Annotated in this window: 20 protein-coding genes; 2 read left to right on the plus strand and 18 right to left on the minus strand. The window is 33.8% G+C overall.

The annotated features are described in order from the left end of the window. Positions 1 to 401: 401 nt before the first annotated feature. Together IGI44_RS10205 and IGI44_RS10210 are read right to left on the minus strand one after the other, a co-directional pair. On the minus strand, positions 402 to 1559 hold the full coding sequence (locus IGI44_RS10205; protein ID WP_438787633.1) for a tyrosine-type recombinase/integrase: 1158 nt from the start codon (positions 1557 to 1559) through the stop codon (positions 402 to 404). A 97-nt stretch (positions 1560 to 1656) separates the two neighbouring features. After that, complete coding sequence (locus IGI44_RS10210; RefSeq protein ID WP_438788962.1) at positions 1657 to 1926, minus strand: DNA-binding protein; 270 nt, start codon at positions 1924 to 1926, stop codon at positions 1657 to 1659. A gap of 242 nt (positions 1927 to 2168) precedes the next feature. On the opposite strand from IGI44_RS10210, the gene IGI44_RS10215 reads away from it, so the two are divergent. Then, a complete protein-coding gene (locus tag IGI44_RS10215; RefSeq protein ID WP_438787634.1) occupies positions 2169 to 2387 on the plus strand; it encodes a hypothetical protein in 219 nt (72 codons plus the stop codon). A 562-nt stretch (positions 2388 to 2949) separates the two neighbouring features. On the opposite strand, the gene IGI44_RS10220 is transcribed toward IGI44_RS10215, so the two are convergent. The 9 genes from IGI44_RS10220 to IGI44_RS10260 form a co-directional block, all read right to left on the minus strand. Beyond that, the gene (locus IGI44_RS10220) at positions 2950 to 3147 is read right to left on the minus strand and encodes a helix-turn-helix domain-containing protein (protein WP_438788964.1); all 198 of its coding nucleotides are present in this window, start codon (positions 3145 to 3147) and stop codon (positions 2950 to 2952) included. A 56-nt stretch (positions 3148 to 3203) separates the two neighbouring features. After that, positions 3204 to 3590: a sigma-70 family RNA polymerase sigma factor gene (locus tag IGI44_RS10225; RefSeq protein WP_438787635.1), complete on the minus strand. Its 387-nt coding sequence runs from the start codon at positions 3588 to 3590 to the stop codon at positions 3204 to 3206. A gap of 40 nt (positions 3591 to 3630) precedes the next feature. Beyond that, complete coding sequence (locus IGI44_RS10230) at positions 3631 to 4095, minus strand: hypothetical protein (RefSeq protein WP_438787636.1); 465 nt, start codon at positions 4093 to 4095, stop codon at positions 3631 to 3633. An 852-nt stretch (positions 4096 to 4947) separates the two neighbouring features. After that, positions 4948 to 5895, minus strand: a complete 948-nt coding sequence (locus IGI44_RS10235) for an aldo/keto reductase (protein WP_438787637.1) — start codon at positions 5893 to 5895, stop codon at positions 4948 to 4950. Positions 5896 to 6214: 319 nt separating this feature from the next. Beyond that, positions 6215 to 6598: a MerR family transcriptional regulator gene (locus tag IGI44_RS10240; protein WP_438787638.1), complete on the minus strand. Its 384-nt coding sequence runs from the start codon at positions 6596 to 6598 to the stop codon at positions 6215 to 6217. A 310-nt stretch (positions 6599 to 6908) separates the two neighbouring features. Continuing rightward, on the minus strand, positions 6909 to 7103 hold the full coding sequence (gene dmpI, locus IGI44_RS10245; protein ID WP_438787639.1) for a 4-oxalocrotonate tautomerase DmpI: 195 nt from the start codon (positions 7101 to 7103) through the stop codon (positions 6909 to 6911). 11 nt (positions 7104 to 7114) lie between these two features. Next, positions 7115 to 7663, minus strand: a complete 549-nt coding sequence (locus tag IGI44_RS10250; protein ID WP_438787640.1) for an NAD(P)H-dependent oxidoreductase — start codon at positions 7661 to 7663, stop codon at positions 7115 to 7117. Positions 7664 to 7684: 21 nt separating this feature from the next. Then, positions 7685 to 8038: a MerR family transcriptional regulator gene (locus tag IGI44_RS10255; RefSeq protein ID WP_438788966.1), complete on the minus strand. Its 354-nt coding sequence runs from the start codon at positions 8036 to 8038 to the stop codon at positions 7685 to 7687. A gap of 96 nt (positions 8039 to 8134) precedes the next feature. After that, positions 8135 to 9016, minus strand: a complete 882-nt coding sequence (locus IGI44_RS10260; protein ID WP_438787641.1) for a LysR family transcriptional regulator — start codon at positions 9014 to 9016, stop codon at positions 8135 to 8137. Between the two features lie 105 nt (positions 9017 to 9121). Here IGI44_RS10260 and IGI44_RS10265 point away from each other — a divergent pair, with 105 nt between their 5' ends. Then, positions 9122 to 9439, plus strand: coding sequence for a carboxymuconolactone decarboxylase family protein (locus IGI44_RS10265; RefSeq protein WP_438787642.1), 318 nt, complete (start codon positions 9122 to 9124; stop codon positions 9437 to 9439). Between the two features lie 75 nt (positions 9440 to 9514). On the opposite strand, the gene IGI44_RS10270 is transcribed toward IGI44_RS10265, so the two are convergent. The 7 genes from IGI44_RS10270 to IGI44_RS10300 form a co-directional block, all read right to left on the minus strand. Then, complete coding sequence (locus IGI44_RS10270) at positions 9515 to 10159, minus strand: SDR family NAD(P)-dependent oxidoreductase (RefSeq protein ID WP_438787643.1); 645 nt, start codon at positions 10157 to 10159, stop codon at positions 9515 to 9517. 12 nt (positions 10160 to 10171) lie between these two features. Then, a complete protein-coding gene (locus IGI44_RS10275; protein ID WP_438787644.1) occupies positions 10172 to 10810 on the minus strand; it encodes a flavodoxin in 639 nt (212 codons plus the stop codon). A gap of 14 nt (positions 10811 to 10824) precedes the next feature. Next, on the minus strand, positions 10825 to 11805 hold the full coding sequence (locus tag IGI44_RS10280) for an aldo/keto reductase (RefSeq protein WP_438787645.1): 981 nt from the start codon (positions 11803 to 11805) through the stop codon (positions 10825 to 10827). Positions 11806 to 11922: 117 nt separating this feature from the next. Then, positions 11923 to 13389: a 6-phospho-beta-glucosidase gene (locus IGI44_RS10285; RefSeq protein ID WP_438787646.1), complete on the minus strand. Its 1467-nt coding sequence runs from the start codon at positions 13387 to 13389 to the stop codon at positions 11923 to 11925. Positions 13390 to 13399: 10 nt separating this feature from the next. Beyond that, on the minus strand, positions 13400 to 15253 hold the full coding sequence (locus IGI44_RS10290; RefSeq protein WP_438787647.1) for a beta-glucoside-specific PTS transporter subunit IIABC: 1854 nt from the start codon (positions 15251 to 15253) through the stop codon (positions 13400 to 13402). A gap of 162 nt (positions 15254 to 15415) precedes the next feature. After that, positions 15416 to 16303, minus strand: coding sequence for a MurR/RpiR family transcriptional regulator (locus tag IGI44_RS10295; RefSeq protein ID WP_438787648.1), 888 nt, complete (start codon positions 16301 to 16303; stop codon positions 15416 to 15418). A gap of 14 nt (positions 16304 to 16317) precedes the next feature. Then, positions 16318 to 17496: an MFS transporter gene (locus IGI44_RS10300; protein WP_438787649.1), complete on the minus strand. Its 1179-nt coding sequence runs from the start codon at positions 17494 to 17496 to the stop codon at positions 16318 to 16320. Between the last annotated feature and the right edge of the window lie 120 nt (positions 17497 to 17616).

Consider the following 17616-nt stretch of genomic DNA (forward strand, 5'->3'; position numbering starts at 1 on the left):
TCAGTCAACCCTATAACAGTGAGAATCCTGCTAAAAATATCTGTCTCCTATTTTTAGTATTTTCGAGAACAAAAGAAAAAGCCCTTGATAAACAAGGGCTTTGATTCATCTGATAATAAAATATTAACGACGAATTTCTTTGATACTTGCGAAAGTCTTATAAAGACTGATATATCAACATTTTGAAAGGGACTGACTAAATCTTGACGACATAAATTGTTCCAATCACGATATTCATAATTCGCAAGAACCTTTTTCAGACAATCATAGGAAGATTATCTTCTGATCTCTTTGATACTTGCGAAATACTAATAAACGCTTATATATCAGCATTTTTTTTAAAAATTTTGACTACACTCTGACGAATATAGTAATTCTAGTTTATGCAAATTTAAGTACAATTAACTTTCTAAATCGCTAAATGCGTTTAGTGGTTTAAGCCGTTCATCGGCTGTTAAGTGACGATATATCTCAGAAGTTGATTTGTCAGCATGACCTAATCTTGCTTTTAAAACATCCCAACTACAATGATCAGCGACTAGACTAGCCATTGTGTGTCTAGTTAAATGAGTATGAAATGGTTTCGATATCCCACATCTTTTGACACAATTCTTGATATGATCGTTGACGTACTCTCTACGAAATGGAACTCCTCTTTTGCTAGGGTCTAAATAAACAAACAAGTAAGGTTCTTCAATGACAAAGTTTAAATTTGAACGCATCTCATCAAGAACATTTATGAGAGTTTTCAATTTCTCGATCACCAAAGGAGTGACTACGACTCGTCTAGCTGAACTAACACTTTTAGTCGTTTCAATTTTGAAATTGATTTGCTTACCTTTAACTGCTGTTTGTTTATAAAAAAGAACTTCATTTTTTTCGAAATCGATATCTTCTGGTTGCAATGCTAAAGCTTCACTGACGCGACATCCTGTATAAAACAGAACGTGAAAGAGAGTGGACAGGGTTAAATCCTCATGAACGATTGAATAATTCAACAACGTTCTCAATTCATCTAACGTCAAATACTTTTGATCTAAGCTTTCTAAAGACTGCTTCAAACCTTGTACAGTTTGTTGATATTTAGGAAGGCTGACACCCTCTAAAGGATTCTCACTTAACATTTTATTTTTGACACAGAACTTAAAAATCATATTCAGTGTTTGTTTAAAACTATAGAGTGAATTTTTAGCATATCCTTTATCCTTTAAATCGAATAAAAAATCAGTCATAAAATCTGAATCGAACGAATTAAGTTTTTTATCACCTATCCACAACGATAAAGTTTTAATTGATTCTTTTCTTTTGTCATAGGTGCTTTCTTTTTGTTCTCCCAATTCCTTATAGTGATAAAACCACATATCAGCTATTGAAGAGAACTGTTCATGACTACCAGCAATTTTACGTTTTTTCTCGTTAAGCTGTCTTAACTCCAAGTAGGCTAGTTGTGCTTCACGTTTCGTTTTAAATCCTCGTCTGGTAGTTCGGAAAGCATGAAAATACCAAGTAATCTTTCCAGAAGCATTAAGTTTTTTTTTGAATCTATCTTTTGTTTTCATTATTTCCTCCCAATATTTAGGGAGGTTGAGCTTAAAGCGATTTTATCGAAGTTTACTACATTAACCATTATACTATGATTTCCTCCGAAAATAAATTCTATAGAGAGCGAATTGCTCGCATTTTTTCTACGTATAGATCGTAGTTTTTGTTCCGATACCATTGCATAATATCTTCTTTCGAATAATGACCACGAATACCATACCAACATTTTGGAAAATCCGCTAAATTAATTAATCGATTTAATGTACTATCACTAACTTGGAATTCTTCCTTTAAGTTTTCATTAGTTAAAACCAAAGGTAGTCGACGTAGCGATAGAAGTTTGCCAGTATATTCTTCAATACTTTCCTGAATAATAGGAAACATCTCATTCTTAAAAAAGGTTTCAAATTTTTCATTATTCATTAAATACACCTCTTCTATGACTATTCTTTCTTTTTTTTGTAATCTGAAAGTTGCTTACCTTTTGAAATTTGGGCTTTTGAAATTTTTTATCTCCCCTACTATTTTTATATAAAAACCAAAAAGACCACTACAGTACCCTGAAAAACACTGTTTAACCACTGTAGTGGTATGCTATAATTATGATAGGAGGGAGATTAAAACCTATGTCTAGAGAGATTGCTGACATGAATATCATTCGTAAGATTTTGGATCAAACCACCGCAAAACAGCTTTCTGAAGCAACAAACATTAGTTTGAGTACTATCAAAAAATTGAAAAGCGGGGAACGTTCGATTGAAAAAATGAATCTTGCTGATGCAATTAAACTAACACAATATGGTGTTAGCCATTTATCAGCAGAAATTATTGTTTGGAAATCTTAGTTGACTTAAACAGATAGGACTATATGATTGGTTTCTAATGAAAGTCATTCATATAGTTTTTTACTTCCATTCATCTATTTAAGTAATTTACTTTTTGCTATTTTCTGGATTCTGCAGAAGTATTTTTATTTAATCTGTTTATCTGAACTAAACTCATTATGGCGATACCAATGAAGCCACCTGTAAAAAATAGTAATAATCCAATAATAACGTTCATAGTTACCTCCGAATTTTTTGTTTTCTATTTCATTTTTACTCTAATATTTCTTATATAACGTTAGGTTACCTTTTTGTTACCAAAGGTACATAGGAATCTCACCTCTCCACTATTCACGCCGAGCTTTACAGAAGTATCATTATCATCTCAAAAATCCTCGCAATCACTGTAACAATAAATTAGTGATTTGTCGCAATTGAGTTTCGCTCATCTTTTAAAAGATATCCTGGCGTCAATTCGACATGGGCTCCTTTTGAAATTAAACGTACCTAACGCTATTCTATTCAATTTTCAAAGATCAATTGTTTCTCACTTATTAAATAGTCTGTTGCTTCACTTTTGAAACTACTTTTTTTCAAATTTATTCAAATCAAATTTGCTAACGGCTATAATAAACTTTACTGACAATTCCTGGTAGCAATCTTCATCGATTCTATTCGAATATTTAGTAGCCAACTTTATTAACAAAGGTTCAAATTGTTTTATCAAAATTATCATTGCTTGTTCGTTACCACTTTTCGCCAAATTAATTAGGGTACGCATATTCTCCAAAATTATTTCCTCCCAGAAAATTCATTTTTTTGGAGGAGTAAGTGTCCCTAAATATTTTTACGAATCTTTTGAACTATTTTTCTCTTTCGTTTGGATACTGCTTGGCTTGAGATCCCAATCAAAGTTCCAATTTCTCTATCCGATTTTTTCAAAAAATATTTCATATACAAAATAGCTAGTTCTTCATCACTGAGATTAGTTAGACTATAATTCACTATTTCATATATTGATTTTTCTTCGAGAATCTCTTCTGGATTAAAAAAATTTTGTCTATCTAATCCCATAGAATTTTGTAATAACACCTCAGTTACAGATTCTTCATATGAAATCAAATGTGAATTATTGAACTTATTTTTATAGTACTTCCCTGCGTGATTCACCAAGCATAAATGAATGTACTTTATGAAGCTATAGGTTAACTCTTCTTCATTCAAAATTTCGCACCTGCTTTAGAAAAATTTAACAAGTAAGTTGTTATCTTCTATATTGCCAATAGCCTCTGTATGCTCTATATACTGGAATAGAGTCATCTTTATGCATTCTTGGCAAGATATTACATGTTAAATTTGAAGAAGTAAGATGTATCTCAAATTCACTAGTTAACCGTGAAATCAGTTCCTTATTACTTAAAGGAATTGGACTATTCTTTAAAATAAATACAACACTATTTGCAATTCTTTCAAAAGATACGTGATGTGCTGTTCTGTTTTTTCTAAAATAATTTGCCTCCTGAATTTCTTTTTCCTTTTTTAAAGTAGAAATTGATCTTTTCTTTTCGATTATTGGATTATTTCTATCATGCTCTTCATTAATGGTTGGTGTGTTGATCTTTCTAATTTGCTCCTTCAAATCAAAGTATAGTTTAGTCAATATTCTCCTTTCTTCGATTATTTCCCTCATCAAGTCATATAAAATTTTCTTTTCTTTCTCGATTGCCATACTAATCCTCCTTTCATTAGTTAAATAGTCTTTAAAATGGATTTTGAAACCTTGAAAATAAAAAATGGAACAGAGCAAAATAATTAGCACTGGAAGTCAATTGTTGAATTTAAAAATTATCGTTTATTATGAAAAAGCCCAAGGAACAATTAGATGTTCTTGGGCTTTTCTGAGTCTCTTTTTTGGTTATATATCAAAGTTAATAAACCTAGCAATAGAGCAATGATTAGGTATATTAAACTTATTTGATAAAAATCTAAATTATTTGTAAACCTTCCTAAAATATAACTTGGTATTGTCGCCTCTCCATATGAAATAAAACACTGATAAAACTCCAGCTTTTTCCTCTTCTTGGCATTTATTCAGTAAGACTTGTATAACATTAGAATAAGAGATATCCTGAGCTATTCCAGCAGCAATTGATTCGATTAAAAAAACGGGAATAATTTAACCAAGAAAGACAAATACATCATCATTATGCTTAGCATAAATATGAAAATCCCCATGTTTTAACACTTAATTTGATTGAATCTTTCACTTAACATACCAAAAAAGACTAGTAAGAACATTTGCAACTAGTCTTCATTTGGGATTTTCTGCATAATAATCTAGACTTTTCTGATACCAAATAGTTAATCATCTATTTTTTATTCAGAATAATTTTATATTTCCGGATATTAGCAAAACAACTCACAAAAAAACACTTGCTTTCTTTCTAGCTTTTTATAAACTACAAAGAATTGAAGAACTCTACATCAAGTATGAAGCTCCTCTGAGCAAGTGAAATTAAAATTTTTACCATTGAAAAATCATAGTTTTACATATTATATGATTAATTCTCTTAAACAATAACTAGGCTTGACCTTCCCATCCACCTCGTGTATTTACATTTGATGCGATAGCTAAGGATTCAAGATATCTGATTTCCTCTTCTGGTAAATTAAGATTTGACGATTGAACAGCATCTTCAATTTGTTCAACTTTTGTTACACCTAAAATAGGTGTAGTACCTCGCCCAATTGCCCATGCAGTCGCAACCTGTGCTGGAGAAACTTCATATTTTTTAGCAATATCGCCTAACCCATTTAAAAGCTCAGTCAATTTTGGAAAAAGGGGGTTATATGTCTTACCTCTATTAGAATTTACAGGTAATAAATTTTTTTCGTTATATTTCCCAGAAAGAGCGCCTTGTTCGAGAACCATATAAGAAAAGAATTGAATTTCGTTTTCTTTACAATAGTCCAGTAATCCCGATTCAATTGATTCTCTGTACAACAGACTAAAATGGTTCTGAACAGCAGATATTTGGATGCCGGAAGGTTTCAGTATCTCTTGTACTCTTTTTACTTGTTCCAGATTATGATTTGAGACGCCAATCCTTCCAACTTTTCCAGACTCCATAACATCAACTAAGTATGGAGTCCAACGTTCAATATCTGCAGAGTTATGAATCCAATAGATATCAATAAAGTCTGTGTCTAGTTTATTTAAACTTGTTTCAAGCATCTCAAGTACAGGATTTTCAGCATTATCATTTTGCATTCCTGGAGAGAACTTATCTGAAATGACAACATCTTTTCTATCATATTGAGCGATTAATTCACCTAGAATCCGTTCAGACTCTCCATTGGCATAAGCATAAGCAGTATCGAACAAGTTTAGGCCTTTTTCCATTGCTTTATCAAAAACATCTTTCAAATCATTAGTGTCCAATTCATTACCGAAAACAACATTTCCACCGGCAAAGCCACCAACTCCCCACGACCATGTTCCGATTGCAATTTTTGCTATATTTGACATATTTCATTCTCCTTCAATATCTAATAGTTTTTTTTAGATTCAGTACTAGAGCATAGACTTAATAAAAGGGGTAATCTACTCTGACTTCTTTCAAGCTTATTCTTGATTTTTTTAGTGACAACCAACCGTATAAGGATTTAACCTGAGTAAAAACAAATATGTGAACTCTACCTGCTCTTTATCTCTTATTACCTTTATGGAACTTTTAATGTTCTTCATGATTACTAGAGAGAACGTCAGCTCGATACCATCAATCTTTTCTGTATTTCTACTTTCATATAAGGTTTTATCTTACATAAGAATCTCAATCAATTTTTGTTCATGATATTTTTCTAGATTTCACATAGATTTTTTTTTCATCTTTGTAGTACTTCGATATTTTATAATCTAATCGGTCTAAGGTTAGTTTGATATCATTGATCTTATCTAACAGGTTTTGCCGTTCTTTCAACAAAATTTCTTTTCTATCTTGGTAGGTCTCCTCGCCTTCTAGGTAAAGAGCATTATATTCAATCAGGGAATCAATAGATAAACCAGCTTCGCGCATGCACTTGATAGTAAAAATCCAATCGATATCTGCTTCACAATAAACTCGAATTCCACTGGATGTTCTTTCGATTGGCGGTATTAATCCAATTGTTTCATAATACCGTAACGTTGTCGGAGTTAGATCTAGTTGTTTAGCTACTTGCGAAATATTCATAATGATTCTCTCCTTACTTTCTTATGGAAAAGAGCTCATTCAAAAATGAGCATGAATGTAATGACTTTCCTATTTAACTATGGCTCTTCCTAATGTCAACGATTTTCACACTAATGGTGTGAGACGAGTAAATTCTTCATTGAATAATTCGGATTTTGGTTGCGTTAACAGCATCTCAATTTATTTTGCTTTCTTTCATCCAATTATTGAAATAGTATCTTTAGCAATTGCCCAAGCACCAAAACCAAATTTGGCTTTTTTCAAATTATTTTGCATTTCATTCATAGTTAGATTTCTGCTTCTCACTCAATTAGTTTGAATTATGTCGATCGCTTTGAAGTAAGCCACCAACGCCAACATTATCTGCTTCATTTTCCTTAATAAAAATGTAAAACGCATCTGCTGGCAATCCGGTCACTTTTACTGCCGTTTCAGTAAACTCTTTAACAACTTGTCTTTTTTGTTCCTTTGATAATTTTCCAATTTCAAAATTAATAACAGGCATTTTATCACTCCTTATTCATAATCGTTTAAAAGTTCCATTTCGTCCCTTAATAAATATTCAACATATTCTTTAGCGAATTGGTCTAATACAGCATCCTCTATGCTAGAGGCTCCTGCCACTATAAACGGTTTTACAAAACGTGTTCCGATTAAATTACTTGTTGCTTGAAATGGCCGTAGTAAATCTGTTACGGTATATTTAAAATTTATATTATGAACATAACTATCCGATGGCGCACCAGGAGTTACAGCAATCAATAAATCCTTTCCATGCAATTTATCCCCTGTACTTCCGTATGCCCATCCGTATTCCAAAACAACATCTTCCCATTGTTTTAATAATGCAGGTGAACTGTACCAGTACATTGGAAATTGCAGAACAATGCGATCTACTGCCTCTAATTGACGTTTTTCTTCTTCAACATCGATATCAAAGTTAGGATATAATTGATACATATCTCGAACAATTATGCCTTCTTTTGTATTTGCTGCTTCCGCCAAATGGCGATTTACATTTGAATTTTGAATATTTGGGTGAAATACTAAAACTAGTGTTTTCATATTTAACTACCTTTCTTATAATTATTTATTTTGATCTTTTTTTATCATATGACGCAAGTAATCAATTCTCTGAAGTTTTTTCTCCTGTAAATGAATGTCTGCTAATTTTTTTTGCCGCTTGCTTGTTAAAATTCTAATTCTTTTTTCTTCACTATTTTTGTCTTCAAGTAGAAGACGCATATAAATTTCGATTTCATCATGAGAAAAATCTAAGTCATGTAGAGCCATGATAGTACTTAGGCGTTCTATATCCTGATCGTCGTATTGCCACTCTCCCATTACAATTTTGACAACATCACAAAGCCCCCATGATTCATATTCCTTCAAAATTTCAACGGGAATCTTATATAGACTACTCACCTCAGCTTGCTTCATCAATTATCCACCCTCCTCAAAAAAAAACTGTAGATGTCCTTTAGGAACATCTACAGTATGCATCCGAATCTCTATTATGTCTAATGCTTATTTTATTCATTGTGAAATGCTTTTTAAGTATTTCTTTGAAAAGTCAATAAATTTAGAAGTAGCAGGTGAAAAAACCTGATTGGACTTCCAAACTAATACGGAAGTTAATTTTAATTCGGGTTCTAAGGGAATAAATGTTAATCCCTCATATTGTGAGTGTAACTCCAATGATAAACCTAATCCTATATTTTTGCGCATCAGCATCGCGCTATTATATAGCAAATTATATGTGTTCACGATGTTCAACTCTTGTCCGAAATCCCCAAACCAGCTTTTCAACTCACTTCTCATTGATGAACTTTTTGAAACGATTAAAGGTTGATCTTTTAAGTCAACAGCAGTAATTGCAGAAAGTTTGGCCAATTTATTATTATCTGGTATTAAAACTCCCCATCGTTCAGATTGTGTCATCCTTAAGAAATCGTACTTCTCAATTTCAACAGGCTCGATTAATAGTCCCAAATCTAATAACCCTTGATCCATTTGAAACTTTATACCTTGAACATTGCCACTATACAGCTCAAACTCAACTTTAGGGTATTCTTCATGAAATTCTGCAATAATATCTGCTAACTGATCCATACTCTTCAATTCTCCTGCTCCGATTGCTACTTTTCCAGATAATTCCTCCCCAGCCCCAGAGAGTTCGTCTTTAATTATCTCTGAAAGCTGCATCATTTCTTGCGCACGTCTACGCAATAGGACTCCTTCCTCAGTCAATTCAATATTATGACTTTTTCTGTTGAAAAGCTTAACACCAAGCTCTTCTTCCAATTGCGCCATTTGCCGTGATAGTGTTGGTTGAGTAACGTGCAGAGCGTGGGCCGCTTTTGTTATGTTTTCTTCCCTAGCCACCATTAAAAAATAGCGTAATACTCTTAATTCCATTGGTCCACCTTCTATTTGAGTTATTAATTATGCTAACTGTTCACTTGACTTCCAGTTCACTCGAACTTGTATACTTATTATACATTAATATAGGAGGTATAAGAGATGAAAAAAGTTACAGCCGGAAAAGACCAATTAGGAGACTTTGCCCCTCAATTTGCTGCACTAAACGATGATATTCTGTTTGGTGAAGTTTGGGCGCGAGAGAATGAATTAGCTCCAAGAGATCGCTCTATTGTTACTATTACTGCATTAATTTCTGGATCAAATTTTGAACAATTACCTTTTCATTTGCAAAAAGCAAAGGATAATGGAGTGACCAAAGAGGAGGTCATTGAGATTATTACGCAACTAGCCTTTTACTCTGGATGGCCGAAAGCTTGGTCGGCATTTAATCTCGCAAAAAAAGTTTTTGAAGACTAAATGAAGTGAATAAAAGATTCTGCTACAGAACTCGCAGAATCTTTTATTTTGCAAAATTTAGATTAATTTTTCTTTTTATCTGTAAAATACTTCAGTTTGGTTACGATCCTGCACAGTTTTCCAATAGACTTCAGCAATATTGGCTGGATCAAAATGAGTATTCGATTTTATTCCACCGCAAATTGTTATAGTACTTACGAAAACATTTGAATTCTCAAATTCTTGCGCCAGTAAGAAAACTAATGAACGCAGTCCTGCCTTCCCAATTGACAAAGATGCCATACTTTTCTCAGGTGAAATAGATATACCTCCACCAGTAAACAATATATCTGAATTCATTTTTGGATCATTGTTTTTGTAAATAATCTGAGTTGATAATAACCCACTTGTTACATCCATTTGGAGAGTCTTTAAAAGTTTTGATTGAGTCAACTCCAGTATTCGATTTGGCTCCAAAAAGCCAATATTGTAAATAAAGAGATCAATATGTCCTTGATCCGCACATAACTTTTGAAAGACTTTTGATACAGATTCTGCACTGGCAGCATCTGCAATATAATAACTAGCCTTGATATTTTCTTTTAACAGATCATCACAATATTGTCTTAAAGATTCTCGAGAACGAGCAAGCAAAATTATTTCATAATTATTAGCGCCAAATTTTCTGGCTAGGCTCATACCTAGTCCTGGTCCAACTCCAAAAATGACCATTTTTTTCATTAGAAGACCTCCTTAACTTTCTTCAAGCCAAGTAGCAATTAGCTCATTTGCCTGATTTATGTCATTATCCGTAAGGCCTATTCCTTCACTGACTATTGAATTTTCAGCTAACTGCCCTATTTCAGAACTCGCTGTTCCAATACCACTACTTCCACTAGTAAAAAAGGGATGGATCGTTTTTCCATGTAGTTCATTCTCTGATAACCATTGTTGAACTGGTAATGAGCTAGAACCAAACCAGATCGGTGATCCAATAAAAATAGTGTCATATTTTTCTAAATCGATATCCATAGGCTGTAACTCAGGTAATTCTCCATCTTCTCTTTGTTGACTAACAACATCAGCAACTTCTGAGTAAACATCGGGATATTCCTCAACTGTTTCAATTGAGTACAAGTCCCCATTAGTTTGAGCTTGTATTTCATTTGCGACATCCTCTGTTGTTCCTGTTAATGAGTAATAAACTATTGCAACATTTCCATTGCTAGCATCATCACTAAGCATATTAGATTCTGCATTTTTCTCAAAACTACTGTGTGAATTTTCTGTTGAAGAATCTGAAATAGAGGTTTGATTATTTTGACTAGTAGTACTGCAACCTCCCAAAACAAATAGACCGATGATACTTATGCTACTTACTATTTTTCTCATTGATATCTCTCCTTCTATGTCCATTTTCCTGTTAAAATTTCCCCACGGTCAGTTGCTGGCTGTGGAGTTATTGATAATTCATTTAAAGCTCGATAAATTTCAGGCGTCATCTTAAAATCTATAGATTCAAGGCTTGGCTGTAATTGTTCAACATTTCGAGCACCTATAATTGGGGCAGTGATAGCCTCATTATATTTTACCCAAGCTACGGCTAAGGTTACTGGTGAAATCGCTAACTCCTCAGCATAAGCTATAAACCTTTTGGCAACCAATTGGTTTTCTTCTTGACTATACCGATCAGCATAGCGACCTTCTTCTGTCAAACGGCCAGTAGCTTCTTTATTTTTCAAATACTTTCCCGTTAACAAGCCTGCTCCTAATGGACTATAGCTGATAACTCCTAGATTTTGATCTTTAGCTAGAGGTAAAATTTCAACCTCTGCTTGACGTTTTACTAAGCTGTACATTGGTTCGATTATTTCAAAGCGAGTGAGAAATTCTTTGATTTGTATCCCTAAACCTTTAGCAATTTGCCAAGCAGCCCAATTACTTACTCCAGAGTAAAGAATTTTTCCATCTCTGATTAGTTGTTCTAATGCTAGCAAAGTCGTTTCGATAGGCGTATTAAGATCGTAATCATGAAGAAAATAGAAATCAATGTAGTCTGTGTTTAGCCTTTTCAATGATTGTTCAACATTTTGAATAATACTTTTTTTTGATAAACCAGACTGGTTTTTGTCTGGTCCCCCAGGCCAGAAAACCTTTGTAGTAATTACAAACTTATTCCGTTGTTTACCAACAAATTCTCCTAAAAATTTCTCGGATTGCCCACCACCGTAAACATTAGCAGAGTCAAAAAAATTAATCCCATAATCAACTGCTTTATCAAAAATCTTTTTTGATTCACTTTTGTCAGCAGTTGTTCCAAAAGACATCGTGCCAAGAGCCATTTCAGATACTTTGATGCCAGTTCTACCTACTGTTGTATATTCCATATCAGTCACTCCTTCATCAATTTAATCCATTCTACATCTTCCAGTGAACTCTAAGTCAAATTAATAATCAAAAACATCTTTGATTGAGCTTTCTAAGCCCAATCAAAGATGTTTTGACTATACTTTTACTTCTTTTTTTCCTATTGAGATATTTTCGCTATCCAAATTTTCTCCGTTAGAGCTAATAACTTGTTTGTACCAATAAAAGGACTTCTTCTTAGAACGCTCCAAGGTACCATTTCCTTTATCATCTCGATCAACATATATATATCCGTAACGTTTACTCATCTGGCCTGTACTAGCAGCAATCAAATCAATACAGCCCCACGAAGTGTAACCTAAAAGCTCTACACCATCAATTTCGATTGCATCATTCATTGCTTTTACATGCTCACGGAGGTATTCAATACGATATTCATCATCAATAAAGCCTGTTTCATCAGGCTGATCGATGGCTCCTAAACCATTTTCAACAACAAAAAGAGGTTTTTGATACCGATCATATAATTGATTTAAAGAATTTCTAAGACCTAACGGGTCAATTTGCCATCCCCATTCAGAGGATTTCAAATAGTCATTTTTGATTGAAGGAATAATATTCCCGGTAGCTTTTTCACTATCCTCTGGATGTGCACTAACTGTTCGAGAGCAATAATAAGAGAATGTAACAAAATCTACTGGTGAAGCAGCTAATATTTCTTCATCCTGTGGTCCCATAATAATATTCAGTTTTTCACGTTCAAACTTCTTCAAAGCATAGTTTGGATACTTTCCTCTTGCTTGAATATCAATAAAGAAGTACCCTTCACGATCTCGATTTATGGCTTCCTGATAATCTTCTGGACGACAAGTATAAGGATAGTGACTTCCCCCGGCAAGCATACAACCAACTAAATTGTTCTTATCTATGTCATGAGCAGCTTTTGTAACTAACGCACTTGCTACTAACTGATGATGGGCAGCTTGATAAATAATTTCTTGACGATTATCTTTTTTCTCAAAAACGATTCCCCCGCCTACAAAGGGCTGATGAACCAGAACATTAATTTCATTAATCGTTAACCAATAGCGAACCTTTCCTTTATATCTATTGAGAACCGTTTTGGCATAGTTAAGATATATTTCAATCAGCTTACGATTCTTCCAACCGCCATACTTCTTAATTAAACTTATAGGAACATCAAAATGAGCAATTGTTACCAAAGGTTCAATTCCATATTTATTGAGCTCATCAAAAACTTCATCGTAGAAATTTAACCCTGCTTCATTTGGTTCAGTATCTTCGCCTGTTGGAAAGATTCGTGACCAAGATAATGACATGCGAAAGACTTTAAACCCCATTTCAGCAAATAGCTTAATGTCTTCTTTATAATGGTGATACATATCAATGGCTTCTTTGGCAGGATAATAATAATCATCCTGCCAATCAAGCATCTCCTTTTCTCCTTTTTGCACAGCTAAGCGGTCTTCTCCAAAAGGTAAAACATCAATATTTGATAGGCCACGCCCATCTTCTAAGACACCACCTTCAACTTGGTTAGCAGCTACAGCACCGCCCCATAAAAAATCTTTACTAAATCCCATTTGAATCCTCCTAAACTCTTACTAATAAGACATCATCATTTTCTTTACATGAGCCTTTTGCTAAATTTTCAATTGTAGAGTATTGATGGGTATTAGTGATAACAACTGGAACCTGTGTGACATAGCCTTCTTCTCTTAATTTTGCTAAATCAAAAGTTACTAACAACTGCCCTTTAGTTACAGGCTGACCTGTCTCAACAAAAGCCTCAAAATACTTTCCATCAAGTTTCACTGTATCAATACCAATATGAATGAGTACCTCAACTCCGGTGTTTGAGAGAAGTCCTATTGCATGCTTAGTTGGAAAAATTGTTACTACTTCTCCGTCAAAAGGAGCTACTACACGTCCATCACTTGGTTCAATCGCAAAGCCTTTTCCCAATGCTTCCGATGAGAAAGCTTCGTCATTTACTTTACTTAAAGGCAAAATTTCTCCTTCAATTGGTGTCATAAGTGTTGTATCTTCTAGTGTAATTTCAACGCTTTCTGGAACAATAATGGTTTCATCGTCTTTTTCAAATCTAAAACTTAGAAAATAAGTAGCAACTCCGGTAACAACAGAAGCAATAACAATCGCGATTAGGATATTAATTAAGTTACCAATGTCTTCCCCGATGTACAATGGAATTGCGGGTAAACCACTTGATCCTGTAGCAAATCTAACTGTTCCAGTAAATCCTGCGTAGAAGCCACCAATACCTCCACCAATCATAGCTGCAATAAGTGGATATTTTTTAGGTAAAGCAATAGCGTACAAACCTGGCTCAGTAATGCCCATTAATGCGGTGATACCATTAGCCGAAGCAAGTTGTTTAGTGTCTTTTGATTTTGAACGAAGCCCTGCAACTAAAACTGCAATCCCTACTGAAATATTTGATACCATCACTCCAGGTCCCCAGATACCTTCATATCCAAGAGAAGCTACTTGCATTGTTCCTAGTGGAGCTACACTGTGGTGCAATCCAAACATTACCATAATAGGTAGAGTCGCTCCCACAATTGTTGGAGTAATCCAAGAACCAGAGTTTTGCAAAGTTTCAAAGGCCAAAGCTAAATATTCTCCAGCGTATGAACCAATAGGTCCTAAAATCAATAAACCCAATAACCCTGTTACAAAAATAGTAACCATCGGTACGAATATAATTTTCACTGCATTTGGAGTAATTTTCCGCATGAAACCTTCAATGTAACTTTGAGCAAAAACGATCAAAAGAATCGGAATTACAGATGTTCCATAAGATACTAGACGCATCGGAACTCCAAAAACGCTAACTGCATCGCCGGCTGCAACTAAAGCAGAGAAATTTGGGTGAAGCAAGATACCCGCTAGACCTACAGCTAAATAAGGGCTACATTTTAACTTTGTCGCTGCTGTATAAGCTAATAAAACTGGTAAGAAATAGAACACAGCATCTGCTATAAAACTGATAACATAGTATGTTTGTGATTCGTTCGAAACAATATTGAATAATACCAAGATGGCTAGCAATGCTTTAACCATTCCTGCACCAGATATTGCTGGAATAATAGGACTAAATGTTCCGGAAATAAAATCGATCAATTTGCTTAATAGATTTCGTGTATCTTTTTCTACAGCTTGAGTATCCTCAGTAGGACTAATGAACTTTACAACCTCTTCATAAACTTCTTCAACATGAGTACCAATAACTACTTGAAATTGTCCACCACTTTCGATAACATTGGCAACTCCATTTAGTTTTTTTATCCCTTCTTTATCGGCTTTGTTTTCGTCCTTTAAAACAAAACGCAATCTAGTTTGGCAGTGAGCTAACGTTGAAACATTATCGGAGCCACCCACTTTTGCAGCAATTGATTCTGCAAGCTTCTCGTACTTTTTACTCATTTTCCTTTCTCCTTTTGTAACTGATTTTGTTTTTCGTCTTGCTATGTATGTAATTTAACAGCAAAAGATAGCGGTTCCAAGCGAATATAAAGAAACTGAAACAAGTTTCAGTTTCTTCACTCTTTTTTTTGTTTTAGCTGAAACAAAGTAACGTTTTTGTTTTTACTCTGAAAGCTCAATTGCTTCTGAATGTCGTTGAATTTCCATCAAAGATGAAGAAGTGATTTTATTTTGTTCATACCTTTCAAAATCTAAAGAGAACACAATGCTATATAAGAGATTCAATAATAAGATAATCGATTGTTCAGTTGCGTAATTAGATATTTTTGAATACAATTTTTCTTTGCTTGAAATAAACAATGTAGTATCGGAATATTTAGTTAAAAGATTGTCTCCGGCACTAGTAATGCCTATGATTTTTACTTTTCTGTGAACTAAGTATTTTAGGTTTATTGTTGGTTCTCGGTGAACATTGTTACCTGAATATGAGATAATTATGGCAACATCATTCTCAGAAAGAGTTTGTGAGATAACTCCAGCTTCTCCAAGTTCAGCAAAAACAGCATTTTTTCCTATACCCAATAACTTTCGTTTAAAAATTCCTCCGTAATAATTATTGGGACTAGTCCCATAAATCGCTACTCGATGAGCCTTATGAACTAACTCTGCTGCTTCTTTTAAACTTTCCATATCTAATTGTTGAATAGTGTCTTCAATACTTTGCATTTGAAGACTTGTAATTTTTTCAACAATCTCTAAAGGATCGTCAGATTGTGTAAATGGGTAATTCGCATTAATGCTAAAGTATTCTACATCTCTCAAGTTGACTGTTTCATGAGAAAAAGCATATACAAACTCCTTCCAACCAGGGTACCCCATTAGTTTTGCAAATCTCGAAAGTGTGGGTTTAGATGTATAGGTTAATTTTGCCACGTCCTCCATTCTAAATTCAGTGATTTTATCTCTATTATTTAGCAGGAATTCTCCGACATTCCTCCTGGTCTCATTATTCTGTAGAGTTACCTCTTCTATTTTTTGGAAAATGTACATATTGATATTCTCCTTTAAACTTCATTTGATATAAAAATTTTCTTGTTAAAAATTAAGGTTAAAAAACCTAGTACTCCGAATCCAAACGCAATGAAAGTGAGCAAAATAGAAGGTTGAATACCCGAAGAAAAACTTTCAAATATCCTAATTACATACGGAGATAATGTTGACCCTAAATTGTAGGCTATCAAAACCACTGTTGTTCCAAATTTGCTACTCGCTTCATTTCCAGTCGTATACAGATGATTAAAATAGGGCATAATATTGCGGAACGAAAAACCTAGTCCTGCGGAACAAACAAGAGATACTCCAATAGAAGATGAGATAGTGGTAACAAATATACACATTCCTGCCGTGACAGCAGCCACTGGCACAATATAATTTTTCAATTGACCGTAAGTTCTTCCAAAAAAATTGCCGGCTATGAAAGCACCAATTGCAATTGCTGCAATCATATTGCTACCTTGAGTTGCATCGCCTATACCTTGCTGAATCAGCAAAGGTGTGATCTGAAGATTATAGATGATAAAAAATGTAACAATTATGAAAAGTAAAAAAGAAAGTTTTATCATCCTTTCTTTTGCATCCTTTGACACACTAGTTAAGTCTGGGATCGGTTCAGTTTGAAAGTTTTCTCTTTTATCAGGAACAAAAAGAAAAATTAATACAAAACCCATAAAAGCTAAACTATATACTACAAAAGATAATTGCCAAGATACTTTAACAATTTGTCCAACAGTAAAAGTCATTAATATCCCACCTAAACCTTCAAAAGCACTTTCTAAACCTAGTGCTCGTGCCTTCTTCAAAGGTTCTCGTCGATATAATAATCCTATCATCTGAATCACCAGACGATTAAACAGCCCTATCCCTATACCTAAAAGGCACCTAGACACAAACAGTATCAAAAAAGATTGATTATACCATGATGGGAGACTTCCAAAAACTCCAACCATTAATAAACCTGTTAGTATTGTTCTTTTCTTCCCAATTCTCTTCTCTACAATATTCGCTAAAAAAACACCTAATATCAAAAATAGAGATGGTATAGTAGTAAAAAGACTGATGTTAGTTGCAGAAATATTAGGAAATGCTTTACTTATTGCCGGAATATTTGCTGATATAGCGGGAGCAGAAGCAATGACAAGCGCAGCAGACAACAACCCTATTAACGGAAAACTCTTTTTGTTCATTTTACTCTCCTAAATAAGAAATTCTTCAATTTAGATTGTTTCATTTTTATTGGATATTACTCTCTTTTCAGGAATAAGCCTTCAAACAAAACGAAATTATCTATAGTAAATGTACTCGAA

This window comes from Enterococcus sp. DIV0756, from assembly GCF_051710745.1.
In the GTDB taxonomy this organism is placed as follows: domain Bacteria; phylum Bacillota; class Bacilli; order Lactobacillales; family Enterococcaceae; genus Enterococcus_A.